This is a genomic window from Halorubrum xinjiangense, assembly GCF_049604745.1.
Classification (GTDB): Archaea; Halobacteriota; Halobacteria; order Halobacteriales; family Haloferacaceae; genus Halorubrum; species Halorubrum xinjiangense_A.
Window position 1 is genome coordinate 3,090,790 of sequence record NZ_CP187140.1, and the last position, 16,128, is coordinate 3,106,917.

At 70.1% G+C, this 16,128-nt stretch carries 17 protein-coding genes; 6 read left to right on the top strand and 11 right to left on the bottom strand.

The genetic code is table 11. From position 1 onward, the window contains the following. Positions 1 to 49: 49 nt before the first annotated feature. From dph5 to ACOZ35_RS16700, 3 genes are all read left to right on the top strand, one after another. A complete protein-coding gene (gene dph5 / locus ACOZ35_RS16690) occupies positions 50 to 847 on the top strand; it encodes a diphthine synthase (RefSeq protein WP_424014610.1) in 798 nt (265 codons plus the stop codon). Positions 848 to 937: 90 nt separating this feature from the next. Further along, positions 938 to 1,324, top strand: a complete 387-nt coding sequence (locus tag ACOZ35_RS16695) for a cyclic nucleotide-binding/CBS domain-containing protein (protein ID WP_424014611.1) — start codon at positions 938 to 940, stop codon at positions 1,322 to 1,324. A gap of 78 nt (positions 1,325 to 1,402) precedes the next feature. Next, positions 1,403 to 1,777 (top strand): cyclic nucleotide-binding/CBS domain-containing protein, encoded by a 375-nt coding sequence (locus ACOZ35_RS16700; RefSeq protein WP_424014612.1) that lies wholly within the window; start codon positions 1,403 to 1,405, stop codon positions 1,775 to 1,777. Positions 1,778 to 1,823: 46 nt separating this feature from the next. Here ACOZ35_RS16700 and ACOZ35_RS16705 read toward each other — a convergent pair whose 3' ends face one another. From ACOZ35_RS16705 to ACOZ35_RS16750, 10 genes are all read right to left on the bottom strand, one after another. Further along, positions 1,824 to 3,071: an MgtC/SapB family protein gene (locus ACOZ35_RS16705; protein ID WP_424014613.1), complete on the bottom strand. Its 1,248-nt coding sequence runs from the start codon at positions 3,069 to 3,071 to the stop codon at positions 1,824 to 1,826. Positions 3,072 to 3,262: 191 nt separating this feature from the next. Continuing rightward, positions 3,263 to 4,225: an archaeosortase A gene (gene artA / locus ACOZ35_RS16710; RefSeq protein WP_424014614.1), complete on the bottom strand. Its 963-nt coding sequence runs from the start codon at positions 4,223 to 4,225 to the stop codon at positions 3,263 to 3,265. A gap of 122 nt (positions 4,226 to 4,347) precedes the next feature. Continuing rightward, positions 4,348 to 4,800: a transcription elongation factor Spt5 gene (locus ACOZ35_RS16715; RefSeq protein ID WP_424014615.1), complete on the bottom strand. Its 453-nt coding sequence runs from the start codon at positions 4,798 to 4,800 to the stop codon at positions 4,348 to 4,350. Next, complete coding sequence (locus tag ACOZ35_RS16720; protein ID WP_004598344.1) at positions 4,800 to 4,976, bottom strand: protein translocase SEC61 complex subunit gamma; 177 nt, start codon at positions 4,974 to 4,976, stop codon at positions 4,800 to 4,802. The genes ACOZ35_RS16715 and ACOZ35_RS16720 overlap by 1 nt, the downstream gene beginning before the upstream one ends. A 62-nt stretch (positions 4,977 to 5,038) precedes the next feature. Continuing rightward, on the bottom strand, positions 5,039 to 6,196 hold the full coding sequence (gene ftsZ / locus ACOZ35_RS16725; RefSeq protein WP_086220492.1) for a cell division protein FtsZ: 1,158 nt from the start codon (positions 6,194 to 6,196) through the stop codon (positions 5,039 to 5,041). Positions 6,197 to 6,342: 146 nt separating this feature from the next. Beyond that, positions 6,343 to 7,737, bottom strand: a complete 1,395-nt coding sequence (locus ACOZ35_RS16730; protein ID WP_424016089.1) for a D-aminoacyl-tRNA deacylase — start codon at positions 7,735 to 7,737, stop codon at positions 6,343 to 6,345. Between the two features lie 85 nt (positions 7,738 to 7,822). Continuing rightward, positions 7,823 to 8,773, bottom strand: coding sequence for a calcium/sodium antiporter (locus ACOZ35_RS16735; RefSeq protein ID WP_424014616.1), 951 nt, complete (start codon positions 8,771 to 8,773; stop codon positions 7,823 to 7,825). Positions 8,774 to 8,849: 76 nt separating this feature from the next. Then, a complete protein-coding gene (locus tag ACOZ35_RS16740) occupies positions 8,850 to 9,044 on the bottom strand; it encodes a DUF7333 family protein (protein WP_424014617.1) in 195 nt (64 codons plus the stop codon). A gap of 126 nt (positions 9,045 to 9,170) precedes the next feature. Further along, on the bottom strand, positions 9,171 to 10,094 hold the full coding sequence (locus ACOZ35_RS16745) for a PhzF family phenazine biosynthesis protein (protein ID WP_424014618.1): 924 nt from the start codon (positions 10,092 to 10,094) through the stop codon (positions 9,171 to 9,173). A gap of 89 nt (positions 10,095 to 10,183) precedes the next feature. Further along, complete coding sequence (locus ACOZ35_RS16750; RefSeq protein WP_424014619.1) at positions 10,184 to 12,223, bottom strand: ATP-binding protein; 2,040 nt, start codon at positions 12,221 to 12,223, stop codon at positions 10,184 to 10,186. A 152-nt stretch (positions 12,224 to 12,375) separates the two neighbouring features. Here ACOZ35_RS16750 and ACOZ35_RS16755 point away from each other — a divergent pair, with 152 nt between their 5' ends. Beyond that, entirely contained in the window at positions 12,376 to 13,722 is a 1,347-nt protein-coding gene (locus ACOZ35_RS16755; RefSeq protein ID WP_424014620.1) for an alkaline phosphatase family protein, read from the top strand. 86 nt (positions 13,723 to 13,808) lie between these two features. After that, positions 13,809 to 14,336, top strand: a complete 528-nt coding sequence (locus ACOZ35_RS16760; RefSeq protein WP_424014621.1) for a DUF7097 family protein — start codon at positions 13,809 to 13,811, stop codon at positions 14,334 to 14,336. 28 nt (positions 14,337 to 14,364) lie between these two features. Here the strand turns inward: ACOZ35_RS16760 and ACOZ35_RS16765 are convergent, their stop codons facing one another. Continuing rightward, the gene (locus ACOZ35_RS16765) at positions 14,365 to 15,105 is read right to left on the bottom strand and encodes a hypothetical protein (protein ID WP_424016090.1); all 741 of its coding nucleotides are present in this window, start codon (positions 15,103 to 15,105) and stop codon (positions 14,365 to 14,367) included. 139 nt (positions 15,106 to 15,244) lie between these two features. Between ACOZ35_RS16765 and ACOZ35_RS16770 the strand changes: the two genes are divergently transcribed. After that, the gene (locus tag ACOZ35_RS16770; RefSeq protein WP_424014622.1) at positions 15,245 to 15,940 is read left to right on the top strand and encodes a DUF6517 family protein; all 696 of its coding nucleotides are present in this window, start codon (positions 15,245 to 15,247) and stop codon (positions 15,938 to 15,940) included. The last annotated feature ends 188 nt before the right edge of the window (positions 15,941 to 16,128 follow it).

A 16,128-nucleotide genomic window follows, 5' to 3' on the forward strand; every position in this document is an offset into this window, starting at 1 on the left:
TCGGCCGGGGTTTCGCGCCCTTTTACTTCGCCGCGCGCCGAGCGGTCGCATGCTCACGTTCATCGGGCTCGGCCTCTACGACGAGCGCTCCGTCACCGTCGAGGGACGGGAGGCGCTGCGCGCGGCCGACCGCGTCTTCGCGGAGTTCTACACAAGCCGGCTGGTCGGCGCCGACGTCGCCGACCTGGAGGCGCACCACGGCGTCGACGTCGAGGTCCGCGACCGCGCCGGCGTGGAGCAGGACCCGGAGCCGATCCTCGAGGCGGCCGCGTCCGGCGACGCGGCGTTCCTCACCGCCGGCGACACGATGATCTCGACCACCCACACCGACCTCCGCCTCCGCGCCGAGGAGCGCGGGATCGACACGCGGGTGATCCACGGCGTGACGGCTCAGTCCGCCGCGTCGAGCCTGACCGGGCTCCAGAACTACCGGTTCGGCAAGGCGACGACGCTGCCGTTCCCGTACGCGCACGGCGGCGACGACGTGCCCGCGAGCGTGATCGAGACCATCGAGGCGAACCGGGAGCGCGGGCTCCACACCGTCGTCTACCTCGACATCAAGGTCGGGACGGGGCCGACCGGCCCCGACCCCGACCACGAGGAGTACATGACCGCGGACGTCGCCGCCGGCTTGCTGGCTGATAACTGGGGCGACGAGCTCGCGGTCGTCGTCGCGCGCGCCGGCTCTCCCGACGCGGTCGTCGCGGCCGATCGGCTGAGCGCGCTCGCGGACCGCGAGTTTGGTGACCCGCTCCACCTGCTCGTGATCCCCGGCGACCTCCACCACGTCGAGGCGGACGCCCTCGTCGGGCTCGCCGGCGCTCCGGAGTCGCTCGTCGAGGACTGAGGCCGCTCGCGGTCGGACCGCACGGTCGGGTCCCGCGACTGCCCCCGCCGACCGGACGTTTGATTACCGTGCCTCGCGTTACCACGTTCCATGAAAGACGTGCCCGTCGACCGGCTCATGTCGACCGACCTCACCACGATCGACCGCGGGGCCGCCGCGGCCGACGCGGCGAAGAAAATGCGCGAGACCGGCGTCAGCTCGATCCTCGTCGTCGAGCCCGACGGGACGCTCGCCGGGCTGATCACCGCGACTGACTTCGTCGCGCTTGTCCGCGACAACGATCCGAAGGACCGGACGCCGGTCGAGGCGTTCATGACCACCGACGTCGTCACGGTCGGCCGCGAGGACACCGTCGCCGAACTGGCGCAGCCGACCGCGCACGGCTACACTCACCTCCCGGTGACCGACGCCGACGGCAGGGCGATCGGGATCGTGTCGACGACGGACCTCACGGCGCACCTCTCGAAGGCGCGGTGACGGACGGACCGGAACCGAAACGCGCCTCGCGTTGTGCGTTCCGGAAGAGTAATGTGATACGGTAACACACATCGTCGCATGGATCTCGACGACAGAACCCGCGTCGCGGACGTGATGTCGACGCCGCTGGAGACGATCGGCGCGAACGAGCCCATTCGGGACGCCGCCCGACGGATGCGCGACGGGGGGATCAGCGCGCTGGTCGTGACGACCGGCGGCGGCTGTATCGTCACGCAGAGCGACGTCGTCGGGGCGGTCGCCGACGGGCGCGACCCCGAGGCGACGACGGTCCGCGACGTGATGACCGAGGACGTCGAGACGGTGACGCCCGACCTGATGATGCAGGAGGTCGCCGCGATGATGACGATGTACGGCGTGAAACACCTCCCGGTCGTCGACGACGACTACGTGGGGATGGTCTCGTCGACGGACATCGCCGAACACCTCTCCTGAGGCGAGGCGCCCCCGAAACCGACCGCACGCCGCGGCCGAGGCTTTTTTAAAATAACAACAGCGGCAGCCCGGCGAGTATCCCCACGACGATCAACAGCAGGTTCCAGAGGAACACCGGCCGGACCAGCTCGCGCGCGATGCTCGCCGCGAAGGCGGTCTTGATCAGGATGCTGGCTGCGGTGCCGGCGACCACGCCCGCGACCGCGGTGTCGACCCCGATCTGACCGGTCCCGAGCAGCGAGACGGCCGTGGTGGTCGAGGTCCCCGACGACACCAGCCCGGCGAGGAAGGAGGTGGCGACGAACCCGCCCGCGCCGAACGTCTCCTCGGCGACCGCCGAGACGAGCAGCACGACGAGGAAGAGCCCGCCGAAGGTGAGCGCGTTCCGGAGGCTGAACGGGGAGGTGAGCTCGGCCTCCATCGTTGTCCGCCAGTCGCTGCGCCACACCGCGACGCCGATCCCCGCGAGGGTGATCGCGCCGAGCGGGAGGCCGACGACGAGCGCCGCCTCGGGGACGAAGACGGCCACCACCGCGGCGTTCCGGAAGGCCATCGCCGCGTTCGCGAGGAGTATCGACCCCACCGCGATGTCGCCGAGGTCCGCGCGCCCCTTCGCGCGCTTCGCCATCTCGGCGACGACGGCCGTCGAGTTGACGAGCCCGCCGAAGAAGCCCGTCACCGCGTAGCCGCGCCCTTGGTACCGCTTGACGAGGACGTAGTTGACGAAGCCGATGGCGCTGACCGCGACCACCAGCGACCAGACGAGCCGCGGCTGGACCGCGTTCCACGGGTCGACCGTCTCGGCGGGTAAGAGCGGGAAGACGACGAACGCGAGGATGGTGAACTCCACCGCGCTGCGGACCTCCTCGCGCGAGAGCCCCCACGCGAACTCGTGGAGCTCTCGCTTCAACACGAGCAGCAGCGACGATAGCACCGCCACCGTCACCGACTCGATGAACAGCCCCTCCGCGACGAGGACCCCGACCCCGTACGCGACGAGCATCGACGCCGACGTCGTCAGCGAGAGCCCGTCGACGTCGGGCTCGACGAAGCTCCGGACCGCGAGCAACACCGCGCTGGCGACCACCAGCACGCCCCCGATGACGAGCAGCCCGGGCTCGTCGAGCAGCGAGAACACGGCCGCGGCGAGGCTGACGAGCGCGAACGTCCGGATTCCGGCCGACTTCTGAGACCACTCCCGCTCCAGCCCGAGGAACATCCCGAGCGCGGTCGCGAGGACCAGCTTGGCGACGTTCGTCTCCAGGTAGACGAACGGATCGACCCCGCTCAGCACCGGCGACCACCCCGTCGCGGCCGCGCTCTGCGGTCGGAGCCCGGCGACCAGTCTCGCGTCCTCGCAGTCATTGTCGCTCGTATCCGTCGCCCACGCCTATAGCTTGCTATATAGCGCTATGTATTCTCGGAATTACTCCGGGACGCGACCGCCCTCGGCCGCCCGCCGGTGCCGGGAACCGGGTTCCGGCCCTATCGGTTCGTCGGCTCGCGCGGGAGGTCGAGCGACTCCGTCAGGTCGTGTTCCTCGCCGGTGATGAGGTAGAGGACGTCCTCTAAGATGACCGCGAGCTCTGGCAGCTCGCGCACCGCGAGGAAGGTGATCGCGATGAGCGCCACGACCGCCAACAGCTGGCTCATGATCCGGTCGGAGATGAGGAAGGAGACGCGGTACGGGTCGGTCGCGCCGAACATCGTCAACACGAGGTCCGGGTACCAGTGCATGTACTGGTTGCCCGCCACCACCGAGATGAACGTCGTCCGGAGGATGTTGAGGACGTAGATGAGCGGGAGCGACACCGCGAGCGCGCGGAGCTTCCGCGAGAGCGGCGCCTCGACGGCGGCCACGAGGCCGCCGAAGATGGCCATGCTCCCCAGTCCTGTACACGCCAGCACGATGTGGATGATGACCGTGTGGCCGTCGTCGAGCGTCCACGAGTACGCGGCGTCGTACCCCTCGCTGCTCGTCACCGCCTCCGGCGCGTACCCGAGGAGGTCGATGAGGGTCCCGGTCTGTGAAGCGACGATCTCGATGAGGACCCGACGGGGCTCCGGGACAGCGATCCCGGCGAACGTGAACGCCGGGATCGTCTCGAACGGGAGGTAGATGAATAACATGAGTGCGATGGCCCGGGTGAGGGTGAAAAGCGATGCCCGACCGTCGTACAGGAGGTACCCCGCGTACACGCTGGCGGGGAAGCCGACGAGCGCGAGGATCGACTCGACGTAGCTCTGGTGTTCGAACGCGAAGTACGGCACCGTCGACAGCCAGAACAGCCCGAACAGCGCCCACGTCGCGGCCGCGAGCGTCCGCCCCGCGGACAGCCCGCGGCTGTCGAGCAGCCACGCCGTCGCGAAGAGGATCGCGACGATCCACGCGAACGTGAACGTGTCGGGGATCACGCTCAACACCGCCGGCGCGCCGTGGCCGAACATATCCGTGCGGTCGGTCGTCGTCGAATAAAGCCCTTGTCGTTGCGTGCGGCGCCGGCGTCAGAGCGCCGGACCGGTCCGCCGCGCGTCGCTTCGCCTCAGCGCCGCTCGCTCAATATGAGGAGCTACCGCTCCTCGCTGTCGAGCACGCGGATCTGGTCGCCGCGGACCGTCACCGGAATCGGGACCGTCGCTTCGTACAGCTCGACGGTCACCTGGTCTTTCCCCTCGTCGATCCGCTGGACGCGCGCCTTCTCGCCCTTGAAGGGGCCGGCGATCAGCTCGACGATGTCGCCCTCGGCGATCCCCTCCACGTCCGGGGTCGGCGAGAGGAAGTGTTCGACCTCGGAGAAGGGGCTCTCGGCGGGCCCGTCGCCGCCCTGAATGACGCCGCGGGCGTGCGGGATCTCGTCGAGGATCCGCCCGAATGCGGTCCCGTCGGTCGCCTCGACCATCACGTAGCTCGTGAGCTGGTCGGGGGCGATGACGGCCTGGATCTCCGGCGCCTCCTTCTCGGCGACCATGTCGGCGACGGTGCGCTCTTGGCTCGCCGTCGTCTTGACCGAGTAGATCGGCATTACGCGCCGACCCCCGGGATCAGGCTCATGATCGCGAAGATCAGGAACCCGATGAACCCGATGAGCAGAATCCCGGCGCCAGCGATCTTCGACACCTGGAGGAACTCGTCGGTGCTCGGCGTGCTCGCCAGCTTCAGCACCCGAATGTAGCTGTTGAGGTCGTACGGAACGTCCATGTTACCGAACGATTCGAGACGAGACGGTTTTTACCTTTTGATGCGGCCCCGAAGCGGGCGGACTACTCCACGTAGTCGATGTCCTCGACGTCGCTCGGCGCGCCCCCCTCCGGCGGCTCGCCGTTGCTGCCGTAGATCTGCGGCGACTCGACGCCGGTCACGACGATCATCGTGCGCATCTCGCCTTCGAGCTCGTCGTCGACGGAGGTCCCCCAGATGATCCGCGCGTCGGGGTCGATGCGGTCGTAGATCTCTTCGACGACGCCCTCGGCCTCCTCGATGGACATGTCGGTGCCGCCGGTGACGTTCACCAACGCGGAGTTCGCGCCGGAGATGTCGACGTCGAGCAGCGGCGAGCGGAGCGCCGACTTCACGGAGTCCTGCGCCTTCGAGTCGGAGTCGGACTCGCCGAGGCCGATCATCGCGACGCCGCCCTTCTCCATCACCGTGCGGACGTCAGCGAAGTCGAGGTTGACGAGCCCCGGCATCGTGATGAGCTCCGTGATCCCCTTCACCGAGCGCATCAGCACCTCGTCGGATACCTTGAACGCCTGCCGGACCGGGAGCTTCCCGACCGCGTCGAGCAGGCGGTCGTTGGGGACGACGATGACCGTGTCGCTCACGTCTCGAAGGCGCTCCAGGCCGGCCTCCGCGTTCGTTCGGCGGACCTCGCCCTCGGCCGTGAACGGCGTCGTGACGATGGCGATGGTCAGAGCCCCCGACTCGCGGGCGGCCTTCGCGACGACCGGCGCGGAGCCGGTTCCGGTGCCCCCGCCGAGCCCGGCGGTGACGAACACCATGTCGGAGCCGTCGATGGCGTCTTGAATCTCCTCTTGGGACTCGATGGCGGCCTCCTCGCCGACCTGCGGAAGCGAGCCGGCGCCGCGGCCCTGCGTCTTCTGCTGGCCCATGAGGATCTTCGTGTCCGCCTCGATGTTGACGAGGTGCTGGACGTCGGTGTTGGCCGCGACCAGCTTCGCGCCGTGAATGCCCTCCTCGGTCATGCGGTTGACCGTGTTGCCGCCGGCGCCCCCGCAGCCGACGACCGTGATGTTCGTCTGGAGGTCTTGGAGGACGTCCTGCAGCTCGTCGTCGGTCATCGTTCCAGTCTGTGGCGGCGCGCCGGCGCTCCCTCCGGCGGCGCTCTCGCCGGCTCCCCCGGCGTCCTCTGCGGGGGCCTCTTCGGCTTCGTCGATGGCGTCCTCAACGATGGAGTCCATTATATGGTGTGGTTGCGACCCGGACGTATTTATTTTTGCCCGTTCGTCTGACGCGAGTCGGACGCCGAAATCACCGGCGTCCGCCGCCGACCGCCGAGAGTACGGGCGTCGCGCCCGTGCCAGCCGATCGCGACGTTATTTATAAATCAGTCGCGCGAGCCGGCGTCGATCGGGAACCGGTCCGTGCGCGTCCGCGACACGTCCTCCGGCTCGACGGTCTCGCCGTCGACCGCGACGGTCTCCCCTTCGGCCAGCCGCCCGAACGCCGGCCCTTCCGGGACGCCTCGCTCGGCCGCCAGCGCCGGGTCGAACGCCGTCTCCTTGGCGACGACCGCATTCTGATCCGGCGCCACCTCGACCGCGTCGTAGCCCGCCTCCAGCACCTCGGCCAACTCCTCGACGAGATCCGCGTACCCCCGCGTCTCCGGGGCCGTCGCGAACGCGACTCGCCCGGCCGCGCGGGTCCCCCCCTGTTCCGTGTCGAACGCGACGGCGACGGACTCGACCGCCTCCCGCGCCGCGTCGGCGTCGAGCCCCTGCGCCCGCGCAAGTAGGTCCGCCGGGAGGTCGCGGACGCGGACCGCGTCGTCGATCGTCCCTCCGTCGAGTGTGACCCCACCGAACCGCAGTCCCTCGTCGACGGGACCGATCTCGGCCTCCAGGCGTTCGACGAGCGGGAGCGGCGCGTCGCCGACTTCGCGGACCCACGTCTCGCTCACTACCTTGTACCCGAGCTCCTCGACGACCGCGACGAGGTCTGGGTGGTCACCGTCGATCACGGCGCGGTCGGCGCGGCTCCGATCGAAGGCGGCCTCGATCACGTCGCGGTTCGCGTCGGGCGCGCCGAGGTCGGCGAGCGCCCAGTCGGCGCCGACGTGGCCCACCGCCCACTCGGTCTCGCGAACGATGCGGGTGAACCGCGGCGCGTAGTGACCGCCGCCGAAGCCGACGACGTGGCGGGGGTGTCCCTCGGCGTCGGCGTCGACTAAGTCCGCGCCGGTCCCCCGGAGGTCGAGGACCGCCCGCGCGACCGCCCGGGCCGCCTCCGGATCCTCCCACTGCGGCTCGTCCGATCCCAGCTCAACGAACAGCGAGGGGACGGCGACGTCCGTCGGGCCGTGGTGGGTGCACTCGATGCCGACATCGTAGCCCTCAGGCGCGTGTCGCGCGAGCGCCTCGACGACGCGCTTCTCGGCCCCGGGCGCGGCCCGCGCCAGCGACTCGGGCTCGCCGCCGTACTCGGCGCCGCCGAAGTTCCCGGTGACGTGCGCCGTGAGGAGTTCGCCGGTCTCGCCCGAGTGCCTGGAGACGAACGCGAGGAACTCCGGGTCGCAGTCGAACGCGGCCGTCGGGTCCGACAGGCGGATGTGGAGGTCGTCGGACTCCCGAAGCTCGAACCCGTCCGTCCGGTAGTAGGTCCCGCCCCCGTCGGCGTCGGCGCGTGAGCCGTCCTCGCGGGCCTCCCAGTCGCCGACTTCCAAGAGCCGCTCGCCGATGTGCGCCGAGGCGCTGTCGGCCCGGCTGACGACGATCGCTATCACGACACCGGCTCCGCCGTCCGCGACCGAATACCCGTCGGTTCGCATGCGGCCTCTTCCGGACTCGGCCCACCGGACGGGGTCCCCGCTACGGCAGCAGGAGGTACACGAAGACGCCGTAGCCGACGGTGAGGGCCGCCCCGTCGACGCGGGTCACCCGCTCGCCGTACGCCATCATCCCGACGGCGCCGGCCGTGAACACGAGCAGCGCGGGGAACTCGAAGCCGCGGACGGCGGGGGCGACGCCGATGGGGGTCACCACGGCGACGATGCCGATGACCGCGAGGACGTTGTAGATATTCGAGCCGACGACGTTGCCGACGCTGAACTCGGCCTCGCCGCGCGCCGCGGCCACGACGCTGGCGGCCAGCTCCGGCAGCGACGTGCCGAGCGCCAGCACGGTGAGCCCGATGAAGATATCGGAGAAGCCGGCGGCCGACAGCAGCGACTCGCCGCCGTCGATCAGCCACCGCGAGCCGAGCACGAGCGCCACGATGCCGCCGACCACCATCGCGACGTCGCGCGGACTCGCGTCGGGCATCTCGTCGCGCTCCGCCTCGGTTATCGCCGACTGGTTCTGCTGGACGTTACGGAGGACCGCGGCGGTGAACGCGGCGAGCGCCGCGAGCAGCACCGCGCCGTCGACGAGGCCGATCCGCCCGTCCCAGCCGAGGCCGACGAGCAGCAGCGCGGCCAGCACCATAAACGGGACGTGCCGACGGAACACGGTGTCGGAGACGTCGAGCGGGCGGATGAGCGCGGACAGGCCCAGAACGAGCCCAATGTTCGCGATGTTCGAGCCGACGATGGCGCCGAGGCCGATGTCCGTCGACACGGTGACGGCACCGAGCAGGGAGACGAAGAGCTCCGGGGCGGTGGTCGCGAACGCCACGACGGTGACGCCGACGGTCGACGCCTTCAGCCCGACGGCGAGCGCGAGGTCGCTCGCGCCCGACACGAGCAGCTCGGCGCCGGCGTAGAGGAGGGCGACGCCGCCGGCGATCAACAGCAGCTCGACGAGTGGCGACCCGGGCAGCACGGCTCCCGGTTCGCGTCGCCGTTTCAAAAGGGTCGTGGTCCCCGGTCGGGCCGCTGGACGGCGTTCCGTGCCGCGATTAGGCGTGTCCCGCGCGGAACTCGCCGTGTTTCACGCCGATCGCGAACGCCAGCGCGCCGAAGACGAGCATCGACGGCACGACCATCATCAGCGTCGTCTGAAGGGGCATCATCCCCGCGCCGATGAGGCCGCCGGCGCCGATCGCGACGATCAGTACGAGGATCGCTGCCGCGCGTGGAAGGTCAAACTCCATAACAACGCTACGTCGCGAGCGATGCTAAACGTTCGGTCGGCGGCGCCGCCTTCCGGTGCGGGGAGACAGGGTGCGATCGACTAGACGTCCGCGATCGACCCTGCGGCCGCGACCGACCCGACGGCGTCACGCCTCGATAATCTCGTCTTCCTCGTCGTCGGGGATCCGGATCTCGCCGTCGAGCGCCACGGTCGCCTGCCCGCCGACGCGGACCCCCTCAGCTTCGACGCGGACGCGAACGTGGCCCGGCCGGTCGACGAAGTGGCCCTGCTCGAACCGCAGCTCGTCCGGCTCGTCGCCCTCGAAGGCGTCGACGTGGCGGAGGTACCCCCCGACCGCTCCGCTCGCGGTGCCGGTAACGGGATCCTCCGAGATGCCGAGCGAGGGGACGAACGCCCGGCCGTGGAGCGTCGAGTCGGCGTCAAGCGCGTCGAAGGTGAACGCGTACACGCCCGCGACGTCGAACTCCTCGGAGAGGCGCTCGACCGCGTCGTCGTCCGGGTCGGCCTCGCCGAGCCGCTCCAAGAAGTTCACCGGCACGACGAGGAACGGCAGGCCGGTCGACGCGACCGCGACGGGGAGGTCCGCGCCCACGTCGCGCAGTGCGGCGGGGTCGACCCCGAGCGCGGCCGCGACCCGCTCCAGGTCGACGTCGACGACCTCGACGCTCGGGGCCTGCTGTCGCATCCAGACGGTGCCGTCGTCGTCGACCGCGACCGTGATGTCGCCGACGTTCGTGCGGACCGTGCGCTCGCCGCCGTCAATCGCCCCCTCGGCGAATAGGGTGCCGTACGTCGCGATCGTGGCGTGCCCGCAGAGGTCCACCTCCGTGGTCGGAGAGAAGTAGCGGAGCCGGTCGTCGGCCGCGCCATCGTCGGCCGCACCGTCGTCGGCCGTCAGGAACGCGGTCTCCGAGGCGCCGAGTTCGGCGGCGACCGCGGCCATCTGACCGTCGCTCAGCCCTTCCGCGTCCGGGACGACGCCGGCGGCGTTTCCGGCCAGCGGCTCCGCGGCGAACGCGTCGACGAGCAGCGCGCGTCGGGTCTCCATGTCGGGCCCTCGGCGGGTCACGGACAAAAAGCCTCCCGAGCGAGTCCGCGGCGCGGGTGCGGAGTCGACCGCGCCGTGGCCGGGTCGGCTCAGCCGTTTCGGCGGCGGACCACGTCGTCGAACTCGAAGCGCGCGCCGCCGTCGTCGGCGGTCGTCGCCCGCACGGTCCACCCGTGGGCCTCGGCCACCGCCTTGACGATGCCGAGCCCGAACCCGGTCCCCTCGCTGCTCGTCGTGTACCCCGTCTCGAAGACGCGCTCGCGCTCTTCCTCCGGGATCCCCGGTCCGTCGTCCGCGACGTAGAGGAGGTCGTCGTCCCAGCCGACCGTCACCGTCGGCGCGTCGCCGTCTCCCGACCTGCCGTGTTCGGCGGCGTTGCGGAACAGGTTCTCGAACAGCGTTCGGATCCGCGAGGCGTCCCCGACCACGGTGCCGAGCGGTTCGGTCGCGAGCGTCGACTCGCCCGTCGCGATCGTCTCCCACGCCGCCTCGACGACGCGGTCGAGGTCGACGTCCTCGGCGTCGACGACGCGCTCGCCGAGCCGGGCGAACGAGAGCGCGTCGGCGATCAGCTCCTCCATCCGGTCGAGCGCCTTCGCCGTCCGCGCCAAGCGCTCGTCGTCCCGCGACTCCCGGACCAGGTCGACGTTACCGGCGGCGACGTTGAGCGGGCTCCGGAGGTCGTGGCTCACGACGCTGGCGAACTGGTCGAGCCGGTCGCGCTCGCGGCGTATCTCCGCTTGGGTCTTCCGCCGCTCCAGCTCGTACCCGACCCACCGCGCCATCAGGTCGACCAGCGTCGTCTCCCACTCGGAGAACGGGACCGGTCGGTCGTCGCGGTCGTAGAAGCAGAACGTGCCGTACACCTCGCCGTCGACGACCACGGGGGCGCCGACGTAACAGGAGATGCCCTGCCGGACGAACCCCGCGCGCGTCGACAGCTCCGGGTCGGACGCGATGTCGCGGACCTGGACCGAGGCCTCGGTGGTCACGACGCGCTCGCAGTTGGTTTCCGCGAGGTCGACGACCGCGCCCGCGCCGAACGCTCCGGTCGCGTCGTCCGCGACCTCGACGACGTATCGGTCCCCCTGGACGCGCGACAGCACTCCCGACTCCGCGCCGAGGACGTCGCGCCCGAGCGAGAGCAGCTTCTCGACCTTCCGCTCGAAGGGGTCGTCCTTCGCCGAGATGATCTCGTAGAGCCGGCGCATCACCCGCTCCCGGCGCTGCAGTTCCTCCCGCTCCTCGACCGACTCGGTGACGTCGCGGAAGTACACCGAGGCGCCGGTCTCGGAGGGGTAGACGCGCGCCTCGAACCAGCTGTCGACCGGCTCGTAGTAGGTCCGCGCGTCCGCCGGCTCGCCGGTCTCTCTGGCGCGCTCGAAGGCGGCCTCGAACTCCGTTCCCCGCGCGTTCGGGAACGCGTCCCAGAGGTTCGTCCCGACGAGCGCGTCCGCGTCGACCGCGCCGTCGTCGACTGCTACGTCGTCGTCTGCGACGCCGTCTTCGTCTGTCACGTCGCCGTCCGCTACATCCTCGTCGTCCACCGTTCCGGCGAGCTCGGCCGCCTGAGCGTTGAGATAGGCGATCGCGTCGTCGTCGTCGACAGCGACGAAGCCGTCCGCCATCCGGTCGAGGATCTCCGATCGATCCTCGCCGAGCGCGCCCGCCGCTGAGTCGGCGCGGAACGTCGCGACCGCGCGGACGATCCGGTCCGCGAGCGAATCCGCGAGTGCCTCCGCGACCCCTTCGTCGGGGTCGTCCAGGTCTCCCTTCCGGACGTACCCCGTCGCGTCGGCGTCGACGGCCGCGGCCGCGACCCGCTCGTCGCCCGCTCCGGTGACGAGGAACACCGGAAGATCCGGGTCGTGGGCCCGGACGCGGCGGAGGAGGTCGAGGCCGCTCTCCGCGTCGTCGACGGCGGCTCCGTCCTGATACGCTTCCCCGATGGCGTACTCGGTGACGACGCAGTCGTACGATTCCGTCTCCACGGCGGCCGCCGCGGCGGCGTGGTCCCGGACGCGCCGCACCGTCGTCCCGTCCGAGAGCCGGTCGAGCGCGTCGCCGAGCGCCGCCGCGAAGCGGTCGTCGGCGTCTGCGAGCAACACGCGCACGGGCTCCCGGGTCATCGTTCGAACCTTCCCCCGCGGCCACTTGGCTATGTGGGTCTCCGGACCACGATTCTGACCGGTCGTTCGATCGCGGCCGAGCCCCGGAGCTCCGCCCGGCTTCGCGGGCCGCCGATGTCAATCCTTTTGCCTTCGACCGCGGATGGGTGTGTATGGGCCTCTTCGATCGGCTGCGTGGGAGCGACACGCCGCGGGTGGCGTTTATCGGGATCGACGGCCTCTCGTACCGGCTCGTCGCCGACAACCCGGAGACGTTCCCGACGCTGTCGGCGATCGCGGACGGCGGCGAGGGCGGCGGGATCGACAGCATCGTCCCGGCGGAGTCGAGCGCGTGCTGGCCGAGCCTCACGACGGGGAAGAACCCCGGTGAGACGGGCGTGTACGGGTTCCAGGACCGCGAGGTCGGCTCCTACGACACGTACGTGCCGATGGGCCGCGACGTCCAAGCCCCCCGGGTGTGGGACCGCGCGACCGACGCAGGGCTCGACGCGACCGTGATGAACGTCCCCGTCACCTTCCCGCCGCAGCGCACCGTCCAGCGGATGGTCTCGGGCTACCTCTCGCCCGACCTCGACGCGGCCGCGCACCCCGAGGAGCTGCGCGAGTACCTCACCGAGAGCGACTACCGCCTCTCGGTCAACGCGAAGCTCGGCCACAAGGAAGACAAGACCGCGTTCTTAGAGCACGCCCGGGAGACCCTCGACGCCCGCGCTGCGGCCTTCGAGCGGTACGTCGAGCGCGACGACTGGGACCTCTTCGTCGGCGTCTTCACCGCCCCCGACCGCGTCAACCACTTCCTGTGGGGCGACTACCAAGACGGCGGCACGTACCGCGAGGAGCTGCTCTCCTTCCACGCCGCGCTCGACGACCACATCGGATCGGTCCGCGAGGCGCTCCCCGACGACGTCACGCTCGTCGTCGGCTCGACGCACGGGTTTAGGCGCCTGCGATACGACGTGTACTGCAACGAGTGGCTCGAACGCGAGGGGTGGCTCTCCTACGAGGACGACGACCACGACGCGCTCGCCGACATCGACGACGACGCCCGCGCGTACTCGCTCGTCCCCGGCCGCTTCTACCTCAACGTCGAGGGCCGCGAGCCGAACGGCGTCGTCCCCGAGTCCGAGTACGAGGAGACGCGCGCGGAGCTTCGCGAGGCGCTGGAGTCGTGGACCGGCCCCGACGGGAACCCGGTCGCCGACCGCGTCGTGGACCGCGAGACGGTGTTCCGGGGCGACCACGCCGCCATCGCCCCCGACCTCGTCGTACTCCCGAACGACGGGTTCGACCTCAAGTCCGGGTTCCGTCCGCACGACGGCGTGTTCGATCCCGACGGGCCCCGGACCGGGATGCACGCCTTCGACGACGCCGCGCTGTTCGTCGACCACCCGGACGCGACGGTCGAGGACGCCGACCTCCTCGACGTCGCGCCCACCCTCCTCCGGCTGCTCGACGTCGACTACGGCCGCACGGACTTCGACGGCGCCTCCTTGGTCTGAACGGTCCGCGATTCCACGCGCCCGGCGATCGCTCTCCCTCCGAGACGGCCGACCGAATTGAAGTGAGTCCGTCCCCACCGGCCGGCATGGACCGGACTCCCGACGGGACTCCCGTCGGCGTCGACGACCCGTACGCGGTCGCCGGCGTCTGCGACCACCTCACCGACGACGGCCGGTGCCGCTTCGCGCTCACGCGGGCGGGCAACGACCCCGAGTTCGCGGCCGCCCGGCGCGCCGACGGCTACGACTGCCACGTCGGCGCCGACGGCGAGTGGCCCGCGTGCCCGCACTACCGGTCCACGACGGACGCGAAGACCTGCGCACGGTGCGGACTCGAGGACGTGCGGCTGGCCCACGACGACTCCCGGCCGCTCGTGGAGGAACACCACCTCTCGTACGGCGGCGACGACGCGCACGAGATCACGGTCGGCCTCTGTCGCTGGTGTCATGCGAAGGTCCACAAGTCGATCGCTCGGATCGACGACGACGCGAGCCCGGACCCCGAGGCGATCGCAGAACGCGAGGGACGGCGGGAGACGGAGCGCTCGGCGTCGACGTTCGAATCGGCCAGCGAGAAGTACGACCCCGAAAAAAAGTGCGACCCCGAGGAGTAGGACGATTCCGAGGAGTGGGCCGACCGAGTCAGGCGTCCGACGTCGGCCGGATCAGGTTCGCCAGCGCGACGAGCAGGCCGAGGAACCACCCGAGCGGCACCGAGATGCCGATCCACATCAGCACGTAGCCGAGTCCGGGGAGCCCCCACTGCTCGCCGAACGTCTCCAGGTCGAACGCGCCGCGGAGGACCTCGTTTATCCCGCCGACCGCGAGGAACGTGTCGAGGATCCACCGCGCGAGATCGTAGCTCGGCGGGAGGATCAGCTCCTCCAGCGTGGGCGTGACGAGCGCGGCGACGACCGGCGGGAGGAACAGCGCGCTCATCGCGAACGGGTACGCGAGCAGGACGCTGACGAACCGTCCGCCGAGCTTCGAGAAACCGGCGGCGAGGGCGGCCGAGACGACCGCCACCGTGCTGGCGGCGCCGACCGCGATCACGGCGTCGAACGGGAGTTGGAAGTGCGTGATAACCGTCAGCGTCCCCCAGACGACGGCGGCGACGACCACGGCGCCGGCGACGCCGATGCGGGTGACCGCGGAGTCGAGCTTCGCGGCGTAGTAGCGCGTGGCGAACCCGACGAGGAGGAGCGGGTACGCGACCGCGACGAGCGGCGCGCCGAGCGCCGCCCAGAGGTAGTAGCCGACCGACTGGACGGCCGTCTCGGGCTTCCACTTCCCCAGGACGGCGCTCGGGTCGAGCTGCCGCGGGAAGACCACCTCCATCCACGTCTCGTGGAGGCGAATCACGTCTAAGAAGAGCGCTTCCACCAGCCCGGTTTGTCCTCGACGTTCCATTTGCCTCACGTCGCGCGCGGCCCGACGTGAACTTTGTGCCTTCGGCTGCGGGGTTCTCGAGACCGATAGACGCGTCGATAGGCTTAAAGAACTGTGTAGACCACCGGAACACATGAAACGACGTGGACTGCTCGCGGCACTCGCGGCGTCGACCTCGGTCGCTATCGCGGGATGCGCCGGCGAGGACGGGAGCTACGAGTTCGACGCGGAACCCGCTCGCGTTCCCGAGTCCGCGTACGCGGACGGCTACTCCGGGGAGGATCCAGAGTCGTACACGATCGACCGCGAGTTCAACGCCACTGGCGTGAACGCGAAGGTCACGGCGACGACCTGGGTCGCCCGGTACACCAACTCGACGACCCAGTCGGCGCTGTTCGTGGCGAGCACGCCGAATGCGTCCGTCGCCGGCCAGTCAGTCAACCCCCTCGTCAGGGTGGAGGGAGCAGAGCTCATCCGCCAGCTCCTCAACCAGATCAATCAGCAGGACGTCGGCGGCGGCAACGCCGACATCGAAACGGACGACATCGAGGAGCGCGGCGAGGAGACCCTGACCATCCTCGGCGAAGAGACCACCGTCCCGATCTTCGAGACGACGATCAGTGCCGACGTCGAGGGGACGGGCAACTCGAGCGGGTCCGTCGAAGACGTCCCTGTCCTCCTGTACATCGCTACCGTCCCACACACTGCGGACGACGCGGACAGCGAAGACGTGATCGCGATGGTCGGCATTCACCCGGAAGGGGATAGCCAGAGTAACCAGTCCCAGCGCGACCAGTTGCTCTCGATGATGGAAGCGGTCGAACACTGACCGGCCCCGGCGACTCCCGTCTCCGCTCTTCTCCCCCGTCAGATTTCGATCGTTCCCCACGAACCTCCGGCCACGACTTGGACACGAGGCGACGCAGTCATGCGATTATTTCCCTGAACGGAAGCTTTCACGTCCGTAAGTCACTTATAAGCGATCGACCCGAGTGAGAGATCCCGCGGTGTGACAAG

Bases quoted from the DNA above. Each gene is read 5' to 3' on its own strand.
- dph5 (WP_424014610.1), top strand. From the start codon at position 50: ATGCTCACGTTCATCGGGCTCGGCCTCTACGACGAGCGCTCCGTCACC.
- ACOZ35_RS16760 (WP_424014621.1), top strand. From the start codon at position 13,809: ATGGACCGGACTCCCGACGGGACTCCCGTCGGCGTCGACGACCCGTAC.
- ACOZ35_RS16770 (WP_424014622.1), top strand. From the start codon at position 15,245: ATGAAACGACGTGGACTGCTCGCGGCACTCGCGGCGTCGACCTCGGTC.
- ACOZ35_RS16745 (WP_424014618.1), bottom strand. From the start codon at position 10,094: ATGGAGACCCGACGCGCGCTGCTCGTCGACGCGTTCGCCGCGGAGCCG.
- ACOZ35_RS16740 (WP_424014617.1), bottom strand. From the start codon at position 9,044: ATGGAGTTTGACCTTCCACGCGCGGCAGCGATCCTCGTACTGATCGTC.
- ACOZ35_RS16695 (WP_424014611.1), top strand. From the start codon at position 938: ATGAAAGACGTGCCCGTCGACCGGCTCATGTCGACCGACCTCACCACG.
- ACOZ35_RS16750 (WP_424014619.1), bottom strand. From the start codon at position 12,223: ATGACCCGGGAGCCCGTGCGCGTGTTGCTCGCAGACGCCGACGACCGC.
- ftsZ (WP_086220492.1), bottom strand. From the start codon at position 6,196: ATGGACTCCATCGTTGAGGACGCCATCGACGAAGCCGAAGAGGCCCCC.
- ACOZ35_RS16720 (WP_004598344.1), bottom strand. From the start codon at position 4,976: ATGGACGTTCCGTACGACCTCAACAGCTACATTCGGGTGCTGAAGCTG.
- ACOZ35_RS16715 (WP_424014615.1), bottom strand. From the start codon at position 4,800: ATGCCGATCTACTCGGTCAAGACGACGGCGAGCCAAGAGCGCACCGTC.
- ACOZ35_RS16755 (WP_424014620.1), top strand. From the start codon at position 12,376: ATGGGCCTCTTCGATCGGCTGCGTGGGAGCGACACGCCGCGGGTGGCG.
- artA (WP_424014614.1), bottom strand. From the start codon at position 4,225: ATGTTCGGCCACGGCGCGCCGGCGGTGTTGAGCGTGATCCCCGACACG.
- ACOZ35_RS16700 (WP_424014612.1), top strand. From the start codon at position 1,403: ATGGATCTCGACGACAGAACCCGCGTCGCGGACGTGATGTCGACGCCG.